The 11468-nt window shown below is 68.0% G+C and carries 10 protein-coding genes; 5 read left to right on the top strand and 5 right to left on the bottom strand.

The features are described from left to right. The 5 genes from proB to C5E06_RS10660 all read left to right on the top strand — a co-directional run bounded on the left by proB (position 1) and on the right by C5E06_RS10660 (position 6349). Positions 1 to 1146: a glutamate 5-kinase gene (gene proB, locus C5E06_RS10680; RefSeq protein WP_104241413.1), complete on the top strand. Its 1146-nt coding sequence runs from the start codon at positions 1 to 3 to the stop codon at positions 1144 to 1146. Positions 1147 to 1178: 32 nt separating this feature from the next. Continuing rightward, positions 1179 to 2498, top strand: coding sequence for a glutamate-5-semialdehyde dehydrogenase (locus C5E06_RS10675; RefSeq protein WP_104306858.1), 1320 nt, complete (start codon positions 1179 to 1181; stop codon positions 2496 to 2498). Positions 2499 to 2592: 94 nt separating this feature from the next. Further along, positions 2593 to 3063, top strand: coding sequence for a hypothetical protein (locus C5E06_RS10670; protein ID WP_104241411.1), 471 nt, complete (start codon positions 2593 to 2595; stop codon positions 3061 to 3063). A gap of 52 nt (positions 3064 to 3115) precedes the next feature. Continuing rightward, a complete protein-coding gene (gene glgP / locus C5E06_RS10665; protein WP_104306857.1) occupies positions 3116 to 5665 on the top strand; it encodes an alpha-glucan family phosphorylase in 2550 nt (849 codons plus the stop codon). A 177-nt stretch (positions 5666 to 5842) separates the two neighbouring features. Next, complete coding sequence (locus C5E06_RS10660; protein ID WP_104306856.1) at positions 5843 to 6349, top strand: DUF3145 domain-containing protein; 507 nt, start codon at positions 5843 to 5845, stop codon at positions 6347 to 6349. A 139-nt stretch (positions 6350 to 6488) separates the two neighbouring features. Here the strand turns inward: C5E06_RS10660 and C5E06_RS10655 are convergent, their stop codons facing one another. The 5 genes from C5E06_RS10655 to C5E06_RS10635 all read right to left on the bottom strand — a co-directional run bounded on the left by C5E06_RS10655 (position 6489) and on the right by C5E06_RS10635 (position 11452). Next, positions 6489 to 7730 carry a beta-ketoacyl synthase gene (locus C5E06_RS10655; RefSeq protein ID WP_104241408.1) on the bottom strand — a complete coding sequence of 414 codons (1242 nt, stop codon included), beginning with the start codon at positions 7728 to 7730 and terminating at the stop codon, positions 6489 to 6491. A 90-nt stretch (positions 7731 to 7820) separates the two neighbouring features. Beyond that, on the bottom strand, positions 7821 to 8066 hold the full coding sequence (locus tag C5E06_RS10650; RefSeq protein ID WP_068479114.1) for an acyl carrier protein: 246 nt from the start codon (positions 8064 to 8066) through the stop codon (positions 7821 to 7823). Between the two features lie 89 nt (positions 8067 to 8155). Beyond that, positions 8156 to 9166: a beta-ketoacyl-ACP synthase III gene (locus C5E06_RS10645; RefSeq protein ID WP_104241407.1), complete on the bottom strand. Its 1011-nt coding sequence runs from the start codon at positions 9164 to 9166 to the stop codon at positions 8156 to 8158. Positions 9167 to 9205: 39 nt separating this feature from the next. Continuing rightward, a complete protein-coding gene (locus tag C5E06_RS10640) occupies positions 9206 to 10129 on the bottom strand; it encodes an ACP S-malonyltransferase (RefSeq protein WP_104306855.1) in 924 nt (307 codons plus the stop codon). Positions 10130 to 10207: 78 nt separating this feature from the next. Beyond that, a complete protein-coding gene (locus C5E06_RS10635; RefSeq protein ID WP_104241405.1) occupies positions 10208 to 11452 on the bottom strand; it encodes a CdaR family transcriptional regulator in 1245 nt (414 codons plus the stop codon). Positions 11453 to 11468: the final 16 nt, after the last annotated feature.

Raw genomic sequence — 11468 nt, 5'->3', positions numbered from 1 at the left:
ATGCATCCGATAGCCGCCCGTGCCCAGCTCGCGACCGCCCACCGCATCGTGGTCAAGATCGGCTCCTCATCGCTCACGGGCGCCGACGGGCACCTGAACCTCGAAGCCCTGCGCTCGCTCGTGCAGGTCATCGCGGATCGCCATGACAAGGGACTCCAGACCCTCCTCGTCACCTCGGGCGCGGTCGCCGCCGGCATCGGGCCCCTCGGTCTCCCATCGAGGCCGCGCGACGTGGCGACTGCCCAGGCTGCCGCCTCCGTCGGGCAGGGGATGCTCGTGGCCCGGTACGCAGAGGCGTTCGCGGATCGAGCCATCACGGTCGGGCAGATCCTGCTCACGGCAGAGGACACCGTGCGGCGCACCCGCTACAAGAACGCGCAGCGATCGCTCGAGCGCCTGTTCAGGCTCGCGGTCGTGCCGATCGTGAACGAGAACGACGCGGTCGTGACCGATGAGCTCCGCTTCGGCGACAACGACCGGCTCGCCGCGCTGGTCGCCCAGCTCGTCGGGGCCGACGCGCTTGTCCTGCTCACGGACGTCGACGGCCTGTACGACGGCCCGCCCAGCCGCGAGGGCACACGGCGCATCTCCGAGGTGCTCGGCCCGAGCGATCTTGAAGGCATCGAGGTCTCCGGCAGGGGCAGCGACGTCGGAACGGGTGGCATGCTCACCAAGCTCGAGTCGGTCTCCATCGCCACGGGATCGGGCATGCCCGTCGTGTTGACGAAGGCGGAGAACGCGCGCGCGGCCATTGACGGGGAGCGTGTCGGCACGTGGTTCGCCCCGACCGGGAAGCGATCGTCGCGCAAGCGCCTCTGGATCGCCCACGCCGCGCGGGTGCAGGGCAAGATCGTGCTCGACGACGGCGCCGTCGACGCCGTGCTCGGTGGGCGAGCCTCGCTGCTGGCTGCCGGAATCGTGGGCGTCGAGGGCGAGTTCGTCGCCGGCGACCCGGTCGAGCTGGTCTCGAAGGAGGGCGTCGTCATCGCACGAGGCCTCAGCGGCTTCGATGCCGTCGAGATCCCCGACATGCTCGGGCAGTCGTCGAGTTCGCTGCGCGAGTCGCTTGGGACCGGGTACGACCGCGAGGTCATCCATCGCGACGACCTGGTGCTCGTGCGCCCGAAGGGGATCCGCGTCGGCTGAGGGCGACCGCTCGCGGCGTAGAATGCTCTGTCATGACGATCTTGCAGGGTGAGCGCGCGGACACGGCGGACCAGGGCGACGCGGACGAGCTGGCGAGCACCGCCATCATCGAGCTCGCCGGACGGGCACGGGCGGCATCGCGCGTGCTGGCTCGATCGACGCGTGCGCAGAAGGACGGGGCGCTCGTCGCCCTCGCGGAGGCCCTCGTGCGTGCGACGCCCGAGATCCTCGCCGGCAATGCGCAGGACCTCGAGCGCGGGCGCGTCTCGGGCATGTCCGAAGGTCTCCTCGACCGTCTCGCGCTGGACGAGTCCCGCATTCGAGCGATCGCCGACTCCCTGCTCGAGGTCGCGGCGCTGCCCGACCCCGTCGGTGCAGTCGTCCGAGGATCGACCCTGGCCAACGGGCTCCGACTCCGCCAGCTGCGTGTTCCGATGGGGGTCATCGGTGTCATCTACGAGGCACGTCCCAACGTCACCGTCGACGTCGCCGGGCTCGCGCTGAAGAGCGGCAACGCTGTGCTCCTCCGCGGCGGATCCGCCGCGGAGCACTCCAATTCGGCCATCATCGGCACGCTTCGGTCGGCACTGGATGCGTACGGGCTGCCCGCCGATCTCGTGCAGTCGATCGACGAGTACGGCCGCCCCGGAGCCCGCGCACTCATGCGAGCCCGCGGGCACGTCGACCTCGTCGTCCCTCGTGGCGGTGCCGGTCTCATCCAGACCGTCGTCCGCGAGTCTCGAGTTCCCGTCATCGAGACGGGAGTCGGCAACTGCCACGTCTTCGTCGACAGCACCGCCGAGCTCGACATGGCGCTCGAGATCCTCATCAACTCGAAGACGCACCGAGTCGGCGTCTGCAACGCGGCAGAGACCCTGCTGGTGCACTCGGATGCGGTGGAGGCGTTCCTCCCCGGCGCCCTCGCGGCGCTTGCTGAGCGCGGGGTCCGCATCCATGGCGACGGCCGCACGAGGGCCGTGGCGCCTCAGGGTGTCGAGGTGCTCGAGGCGACACACGATGACTGGGCGACGGAGTACCTCGACTACGAGATCGCAGTGCGAGTCGTCGATGACTTCGATCAGGCGCTTGTGCACATCCGCGAGTTCAGCACTGGCCACACCGAGGCGATCGTCACGAGCTCGCTGCAGGCCGCAGAGCGCTTCACCGCTGAGGTCGACGCCGCGGCCGTCATCGTGAACGCGTCGACGCGCTTCACGGATGGCGGCCAGTTCGGGCTCGGCGCCGAGCTGGGCATCTCGACCCAGAAGCTGCACGCTCGCGGGCCGATGGGGCTCGAAGAGCTCACGACGACGAAGTGGGTTGTCACGGGCGACGGCCAGATTCGCGCCTGAGCTGCGGCACCTCCCGCGCGAAGATCAGTCCAGGTGATGACGCGTTCCGTCAGGCTCGCCGCGTAGCCTGATCGGAGACGTTGAAGGGACGATCATGACCAGCACCCCACTGCCCATCGAGAACCAGCCGTCGAACTTCGACCAGCACGACGCCTTCGCCCAGGCGCCGAGCACGGAACGCCCCCAGGGCCTCGACCGAGTCTTCCTCGGTGAGCTCGAGGTGTCCCGAGATCGCATCTCGGGTCCGTACGGCTCCCTCCCGACGGAGGGCTCGACCGTGTTCGTCACGAACATGTCGCGCGTCGAGCGTGCCATCCCGACGTGGGCGATCATCGTCGCGATCGCCGGGTTCTTCGTCCTGACGATCTTCAGCCTCCTGTTCCTGCTGGTGAAGGAGGATCGCGTCGTCGGCGGATACGAGGTCCGCATTTCGAATCCGACGGGAACGCTCACGAGCTTCGTGCCGGTTGATGCGCGCTCCGCCGCCTGGATCTGGCAGGACCTCCAGGGCCGTGCGGCCGCCGCGCGGGAGCTCATCGCGTCGGTAACTTCCACCGTTCGCTGACGTTCATCTCGGCGACGCGGTGGCGCCGTGTTTCGGCGCTACGCTGGAGCGCGTGAAGGCCTACGACTCGCTGTCCGTATCCACTGTTCTCCCTCCTGAGCTCGCGCCGCTGCGCACTCTCGCCAAGAATCTGCGCTGGTCCTGGCGCTCGAGCGCCGAACGGCTCTTCGCCGGCATCGACGAGCAGCTGTGGCGAGCGTGCGGCCGCAATCCCATCGTGATGCTTCGCTCACTTCCGGCATCCCGCGTCGCCGAGCTCGCGGCAGATCCCGAGTTCGTCGCGCGGCTCGGTCACGAAGCCGAGGATCTCTCGGCCTACCTCGACAGCGACCGCTGGTTCCACAAGCACACGCGGGGTACCGCGGACGAGGCGACGAGCGTTGCCTACTTCTCGATGGAGTTCGGGATCACGGAGTCGCTCCCCGTCTACTCCGGCGGTCTCGGTGTGCTCGCGGGCGACCATCTCAAGAGCGCAAGCGACCTCGGGGCGCCGATCATCGGCGTCGGCCTCCTCTACACCTACGGGTACTTCTCGCAGACCTTGTCTCGCGAGGGATGGCAGCAGGAGGCTTACGCGGAGCATCCGCCGAAGGACCTCGCCGTCGATCCCGTGTTGGACGCGTCGGGTGCCCAGTCCCGCGTCTCTCTTGCCTTCCCGGACGGGCGGACGCTCGAGATCGCACTCTGGGAGGCCCAGGTCGGCACTGTGCCGCTACTGCTCCTCGACACGAACCTGCCGGAGAACCCTGAGGATCTCCGCGCGATCACGGATCGGCTCTACGGTGGAGACGCCGAGCACCGCATCCGGCAGGAGCTGGTGCTCGGCGTCGGCGGAGTACGGGCCGTGCAGGCGTACGCGGAACTCAACGGACGCCGGCAGCCGACCGTCTTCCACCTCAACGAGGGGCACGCGGGCTTCTCGGGCGTCGAGCGCATCGGTCAACTGATGGCTGGCGGCGAGACGTTCGAAACCGCGCTCGCCGCAGTGCGGTCGAGCACCGTCTTCACGACGCACACGCCGGTTCCCGCCGGCATCGACCGCTTCGACGCACATCTCGTGCAGCGCTACCTCGGCTCGTCCGGCGGTCTGACCCTGGTGCCTGACGTTCCGCTGGCACGCATCATGGAGCTCGGGGCGGAAGACGACCCTGGCCGCTTCAACATGGCGCACCTCGGTCTCCGCCTCGCGCAGTACGCCAACGGCGTCGCGAAGCTGCATGGAGTCGTGTCCCGAGGCATGTTCGCCAAGCTGTACCCGGGTGTGGCCGCAGAGGAAGTCCCGATCGGCTCGATCACCAACGGCGTCCACATCCCGAGCTGGACCCGCCCGTCGATGCTCCGGGTCATCGAAGCCATGAACGGTGGACGCGAGCTCGCGACGTCCGGCACGTGGAACCACCCGGAGGCGGTCGGCGCTGAGGAGCTCTGGCGCATCCGCGGTGAGCTGCGGGCCGAGCTCGTCAGACGGGCCCGCGAATCGGTTCGCGCCTCGTGGCAGGCGCGAGGCGCACAGGACGCGGAACTCGGCTGGATCCGAGACGTGCTGGATCCCGAGCGGCTCACGATCGGCTTCGCTCGTCGAGTCTCGACCTACAAGCGCCTCACCCTCATGCTGCAGGACCGAGATCGGCTCGCCCGCATCCTCAACAATCCCGATCGTCCCGTCCAGTTCGTCATCGCCGGCAAGGCGCATCCCGCCGATATGGGCGGCAAGCAGCTCTTGCAGGAGCTGGTGAACTTCGCCGATGAGGCGGGGGTTCGCGACCGCATCGTGTTCCTCCCCGACTACAACGTCACGATCGCGAAGCACCTCGTGGCCGGCAGCGATGTGTGGCTGAACAACCCCGTGCGCCCACAGGAGGCATCCGGCACCTCGGGCATGAAGGCCGTCATGAACGGGTGCCTGACGTTCTCGATCTCAGATGGCTGGTGGGACGAGATGGCGGACGACGCTGTCGGGTGGACGATTCCTGACACCAGCGGAGTCGATGAGCGCACGCGTGACGCTCTTGAGGCCGGTGCGCTCTACGACATCCTCGAGCACGAGATCGCGCCGCTGTTCTACGCGCGCGATGAGCGGGGCCTTCCTGTCGAGTGGGTAGAGAAGGTCCGCCGTTCCGTGTCGGTTGTCGGCCCGAAGGTCGCCGCCGAGCGCATGGTGCGGGACTACGTCACCGACCTCTACCTGCCCGCGGGCCGTTCGGCACGCGTTGCCTCCGACCTCGTCGCTACACGCTCGTTCGCGACTTGGCTCGGCGACGTGCGGGCGGCCTGGCCGGGCGTCCGCGTCGAGTCCGTGGTCGCGGAGAACCGCGAGCCGAAGGCGGGGGAGAGCGTCCGTCTCTCGGCAAGAGTCGAACTCGGCGGGCTGAGCACTGACGACGTCCTCGTCGAAGCCGTCGTGGGTGCTCCCGACGCCGAGGGTGAGCTGCAGAGCACTCGGATCGTCGAGATGCGGCCTGCCCACGAGGGGGGATCGACGTTTGTCGTCGACGTCCCGATCGACGAGCCTGGACTGCTCGGCTACACCGTCCGGGTGCAGCCGAGACACGCGTTCCTGCAGGCTTCGGCCGAGCTGGGACTGGTCCGTCTCCCCGCGTAGGAGATCGCTCCTGGGCGGCGGCGCCGAAAGTAATGACAGGCTTGTCATTCGGCGTCGTCGTCGGGCATAATTCAAGTGACGACAGAAATGTCGACGTCTGGTAAACGATGCAGTTCGCATCCATTCATCACGTGATCGTTGGGGAAGACGAATCACCAAACGAATGGAGGAGAACTCATGGTTGCACCGAACGCAGGAGGGGTGCTCTACGTGCACTCCTCTCCTAAGGCGCTTTGCCAGCACGTCGAGTGGGGTGTCGGTCGCGCCCTCGGGCACGCCGTCAACCTTCCCTGGATCGACCAACCGGTCATTCCAGGGCAGTTGCGTGCGGAGTTCGCCTGGGAAGGCGAGCCTGGCGCTGGGGCGGCCATCGCGTCGCACCTGCGCGGCTGGGCCCACCTTCGCTTCGAAGTCACCGAGGACGCGCGTCCTGGCGTCGATGGCGGTCGTTGGATGCACACGCCTGAGCTTGGTATCTACTACGCCCAGACGGATGCCTCTGGCGGCGTCGTGGTTCCGGAAGATCGCGTTCGGTACGCGATGGAGATCGCTGGCGGCAACGCCTCCGAGCTCCACCGCGAGCTGCGCCTCGCGCTTGGGCAGGCTTGGGACGACGAGTTGGAGCCTTTCCGCATCGCCGGCGACGAGAGTCCCGTCGTGTGGATGCACCACCGAGTCGGCTAGGCCCGCCAAGCGGATGGTCCGCTGAGAGGCGGACCGGAAGCTGTTCTCGACACTCCAAGACTGTGGCCCCTCAGGTTCTCACCTGAGGGGCCACAGTTCTTGCTGCCGGACGTCGAGGCGGCCGGCAGAGGGGGAGGATCTACACTCCGCGGAACGCGACGACGGCGTTGTGCCCGCCGAAGCCGAACGAGGTCGAGATGGCGACCTTGCCCGGTGCGTCGAAGGGACGCGGCTCGGTGACGACGTCGAGGTGGATCGCGGGGTCCTGCTCGTTGAGGTTGATCGTCGGGGGCAGTGTCCCCTCCGAGAGGGCAAGCACGGTGAACATGGCCTCGAGGGCTCCCGCGCCGCCGAGCAGGTGGCCTGTGGACGCCTTGGTCGCGGAGACGGGAATGGAGGCGAGGTGCTCGCCGAAGACCGACTTCAGCGCCGTGAACTCAGCGATGTCGCCGACGGGCGTCGAGGTGGCGTGTGCGTTGATGTGCGTGACGTCCTCGACGGACACACCGGCCTGGCCCAGTGCGGCGGTGATCGCTCGTGCCGCCCCGGTGCCCTCTGGGTCCGGTGCCGTGATGTGGTGTGCATCCGCCGTGACGCCCCCGCCGATGAGCTCAGCGTAGATGCGCGCACCGCGCGCGAGCGCGTGCTCCTCGGTCTCGAGCACGAGCGCCGCAGCACCCTCGCCCAGGACGAAGCCGTCTCGGCTCACGTCGTAGGGACGTGACGCGTGCGATGGGTCGTCGTTGCGCTTCGACAGGGCCTGCATCGCCGCGAAGGAGGCGACAGGGAGCGGGTGGATTGCCGCCTCGGAGCCACCGGCGACGACGACATCGGCGAGGCCCTGCTGGAGGTGCTCGTAGGCGTCTGCAATGGCTTCCGTGCTGGATGCGCATGCTGAGACGACCGTGCGAACACCGGCGCGGGCCTTGATGTCCATGCCGATCGCTGCTCCTGGGCCGTTCGGCATGAGCATGGGAACGGTGAGCGGCATGACCCGGCGCGGGCCCTTCTCGCGGAGCGTGTCCCAGGCGTCGAGGAGCGTCCAGACTCCGCCGATGCCGGTTGCCCAGTCGACGAGGAGGCGTTCGGCGGGGATATCGCCGACGGTGAGGCCTGCATCGGCGAAGGCCTCACGGCCCGCGATGAGCGCGAACTGGCTTGAGGGGTCGAGGCGCTTGGCCTCATGGCGGGGGAGTACCTCGCTTGCCGGGACCTTTGCGGTCGCGGCGAATTCGATGGGGATCTCGTACTTCGCGACCCATTCGGCCTCGAGTGTGCGAGCTCCTGATTCACCGGCGAGGAGCGCTTCCCAGGTGCTGCGGGCGGTGCCGCCCAGCGGGGAAGTCGCACCGATGCCGGTGACGACGATTTTCTTGGTCATGACAACTGCTCCTGAATGAACTGGGGCGAAGGTGAGACAGTCACTAAGAGTGGGCGGCAGAAGCCGCCCACTCGAAGTGAGGGATCGTCCTTAGGACGCTGCGACGATGAAGTTGACGGCGTCGCCCACGGTCTTGAGGTTTGCGACCTCGTCGTCCGGGATCTTGACGTCGAACTTCTCTTCAGCGTTGACGACGATCGTCATCATGGAGATCGAGTCGATGTCGAGGTCGTCGGTGAAAGACTTCTCAACGGTGACCGTGTCAGCCGCGATTCCGGTCTCGTCGTTTACGAGCTCAGCGAGTCCCGCGAGAACTTCGTCGTTGGTAAGTGCCATGGTGTTTCTCCTTGATTGTCAATGACCGAGCCAAGTGTATTGGTCGGCGGGGGTGCGTGGGGGAGGCGTGCGGTGACTTCTGGGGCCCGTTAGGGCAGGACGACGACCTGGGCGCCGTACACGAGGCCCGCGCCGAAGCCGATCTGGAGGGCGAGTCCGCCCGACAGCTCGGGGTTCTCCTCGAGCAGGCGATGCGTCGCGAGGGGCACGGAAGCGGCCGATGTGTTGCCGGTCGTTGCGATGTCGCGGGCGATGATGACGTGGTCGGGCAGCGCGAGCTGCTTGGCGAACTCGTCGACGATGCGCATGTTCGCCTGGTGTGGGATGAACGCGGAGAGCTGATCGGCGGTGACGCCTGCCTCTTCCAGCGCACGGCGCGCGACCTTCGCCATGTCCCAGACGGCCCAGCGGAAGACGCTCGGCCCGTCTTGGCGCAGTGTCGGCCACTCGGAGCCGCCCTGGCGGTAGTCCTGCAGGCTCGCGTTCATGGAGACGGCTTCCCAGCGGGACCCGTCGGAGCCGAGGATCGACTTGGAGATGCCGGGAGCGTCGCTTGGGCCGATGATCGCAGCCCCCGCGCCGTCGCCGAGCAGGAAGGAGATCGTGCGGTCCGTGGGGTCGATGAGGTCCGACAGCTTCTCGGTGCCGACGACCAGGACGTGCTCGGCGACTCCAGTGCGAACCAGCGCATCCGCCTGCGCGACGGCGTAGCAGTAGCCGGCGCACGCGGCGTTGAGGTCGTAGGCAGCAGCCGGCGTCGCACCGACGAGGTCGGCGAGGCGCGCAGCGAGCGACGGGGTCTGCATCTCGTTGCTGATGGTCGCGACGATGACGGCGCCGATGCGGCTCGGGTCGATGCCCGAGCGTTCGATGGCCTCGCGTGAGGCATCGACGGCGAGATCGAGCGCGCTCGTCTCCTCGTTCGCTCGGACGCGGGTGATGACTCCCGTGCGCTGGCGGATCCACTCGTCAGACGAGTTGATCGGCTCGATGATCTCCGAGTTCGGGACGACGCGCTCGCCGCGGGCGGCACCCATGGCGAGGATGCGCGTGTACTGCGCGCCCGTCGACTGCACAAGGGTCGGTGTTGCTGTGGTCATGCGAGTCCTCTCGAGGATGCTCTTGGCAGTTCGGTGTGCTCAGGCGTCGGCCGCGATGCGTTCGCGTGCCACGTCGAGGTCTGCGGGAGTGGAGAGTGCGAGGGTCGGGGTTCCCTTGAGTGCTCGCTTCGCGAGTCCGCTCAGGGTGCCGGCCGGGGCGAGCTCGATGAGCGAGGTGACTCCGGCGTCGGCGAAGGAGCGCATGCAGGCGTCCCAGCGCACTGGCTGCGCGAGCTGCCGGATGAGGGCCGCACGGAACTCCACTCCGTCGGTCACGACCGAGCCGGTCTCGTTCGACCAGATCGTGCGGACGGGGTCTCGGACCTCGAAGTGCTCAGCATCCGCGGCCAGCGTCGTGCGCGCCTGCTCCATGTAGCGGGTGTGGAAGGCGCCTGCGACCTTGAGCGGGATCACGCGTGTTCCTGGTGCGGGCTCGCTGCGGAGCGCCGCGAGTGCCTCGGGTGCGCCGGCCGCGACGATCTGTCCGCCGCCGTTGAAGTTGGCGGGGGTGAGGTCGAGCTCCGCGAGGCGTGCGAGAACCACGTCCTCGTCACCGCCGAGAACCGCGCTCATGCTGGTGGGAGTGGCGGCGGCGTCCTGTGCCATCAGCTGCGAACGGCGCGCGACGAACCGCATCGCAGTGTCGGCGTCGAAGATTCCCGCCGCGTAGGCGGCCGTGATCTCGCCGACGGAGTGGCCGGCGACCCCACCGATCGCCGCTGCCGCGCCGGGGATCTCCATGAGGGAGTTCCAGGCGAGGATGCCGGCGGCGACGATGAGGGGCTGTGCGACTGCGGTGTCGCGGATCGTGTCGGCGTCAGACTCCGTGCCGTGCTTCACGAGGTCGATGCCGGACGAGGCGGACAGCTGCTCGAGGGTGTCTCGGTTCCTGGTGTCTTCGATCCAGGGGAGCAGGAAGCCTGGAGTCTGGGAACCCTGGCCTGGGCAGGTGACGACAATCATGGATTCCATCATGACAGCACCTGAGCGTTCAGCCCTGTAGCAACAGTCCCAAGAACTCGAAAGATCATTAGAGGTTTTCTAGTGCGAAGTGCGGCGGCTGCGTCGAGCCACGTTGCTTGCGGGGGTTCCGCCCGACTGGCGGCGGGGTTCTGGCTGCTTCGGCTCGGCGATGTTCCCGAGGATCAGCGCGCACTGGAGGATGAGCGCCTCTCGCGGTCCGGTGGCGTCCCAGCCGATGACCTCGCTGACGCGCTTGAGGCGGTAGCGGACCGTGTTGGGGTGCACGAAGAGCTCGCGGGCCGTCGCCTCGAGCGAACGTCCGTTGTCGAGGTAGCACCAGAGCGTCGTCAGCAGGTCGCTCTGGTGATCGGCGAGTGGCCTGAAGACCCTCGCCACGAGCGTCTGCCGTGCGAGCGGGTCGCCCGCGAGGGCACGTTCTGGGAGGAGCTCGTCGGCCAGCATGGGGCGCTGCGCCTTCCTCCACGCACCCGCCACTGCGAAGCCGGCGAGCGCGGCGCGGGCGCTGCGAGAGGCCTCGACCACGCTCGGCACGGGCGGGCCGAGGACGAGGCGGCCGTCGCCGAAGCTGGGCTCCAGCCGCTCGGCGATCTCCATGAAGGGCACCTGCTCGCCTTCGTCGCCTTCACCGGTGGGGTGGGCTCGACCGATGACGAGCACCAGCCGACCTCCCTGCACGCCGACGAGGAGGTCGACCTTGTTGTGGCGCGCCGTCCTGCGGATCTGGTCGACCTCGAGGATCCTCGGGGTCGTCCCGACGAGCACGCTGACCTCGCCGTGCCCGTGCCAGCCGAGCGCGGCGATACGGCTCGGGAGCTCGTCGTCGTGCTCGCCGGTGAGGATCGAGTCGACGACGAGCGCCTCGAGGCGCGCATCCCACAGGCCTCTGGCCTCGGCCGCACGTGCGTACACGTCGGCAGCGGCGAACGCGATATCTCGCGAGTACTTCAGCACCGCTTCACGCACGTCGCCGTCGGTCAGCTTCGTGCGCTCCTCAACGACCTCCACGACAACCCGGATGAGCTGCAGCGTCTGCTGCAGGCTCACCGAGCGGAGGAGCTCTCGAGGTGCCGAGTCGAACACGTCGGCCGCCACCCAGGGGGTGGCAGTCGGGTCTTCGAACCAGGCGATGAAGGATGAGATGCCCGACTGGGCGACGAGGCCTACGGCACTACGTCGCCCAGGGGGCATATCACCGAACCAGGGAAGGGTGTCTTCCAAGCGCTTCACCGTTGCGGTCGAGAGCTCTCCCGAGATCGATCGCAGCCAGTTGAGCGTCTGTTCCTTCGTGCGTGGAGCGGGCATGATTCCGAACTGTGAG

Origin of the sequence: Pseudoclavibacter sp. RFBI5, assembly GCF_002931395.1 — a bacterium.
GTDB lineage: Bacteria > Actinomycetota > Actinomycetes > Actinomycetales > Microbacteriaceae > Pseudoclavibacter.
The sequence above is the reverse complement of the archived record's forward strand: the minus strand, read 5'-3'. Positions and strand labels throughout refer to the sequence as shown.

Coding starts and splice junctions, on each gene's coding strand:
- C5E06_RS10650 (WP_068479114.1), bottom strand. CDS start 8,066: ATGGCACTTACCAACGACGAAGTTCTCGCGGGACTCGCTGAGCTCGTA.
- C5E06_RS10640 (WP_104306855.1), bottom strand. CDS start 10,129: ATGATTGTCGTCACCTGCCCAGGCCAGGGTTCCCAGACTCCAGGCTTC.
- C5E06_RS10645 (WP_104241407.1), bottom strand. CDS start 9,166: ATGACCACAGCAACACCGACCCTTGTGCAGTCGACGGGCGCGCAGTAC.
- C5E06_RS10670 (WP_104241411.1), top strand. CDS start 2,593: ATGACCAGCACCCCACTGCCCATCGAGAACCAGCCGTCGAACTTCGAC.
- proB (WP_104241413.1), top strand. CDS start 1: ATGCATCCGATAGCCGCCCGTGCCCAGCTCGCGACCGCCCACCGCATC.
- C5E06_RS10655 (WP_104241408.1), bottom strand. CDS start 7,730: ATGACCAAGAAAATCGTCGTCACCGGCATCGGTGCGACTTCCCCGCTG.
- C5E06_RS10635 (WP_104241405.1), bottom strand. CDS start 11,452: ATGCCCGCTCCACGCACGAAGGAACAGACGCTCAACTGGCTGCGATCG.
- C5E06_RS10675 (WP_104306858.1), top strand. CDS start 1,179: ATGACGATCTTGCAGGGTGAGCGCGCGGACACGGCGGACCAGGGCGAC.
- C5E06_RS10660 (WP_104306856.1), top strand. CDS start 5,843: ATGGTTGCACCGAACGCAGGAGGGGTGCTCTACGTGCACTCCTCTCCT.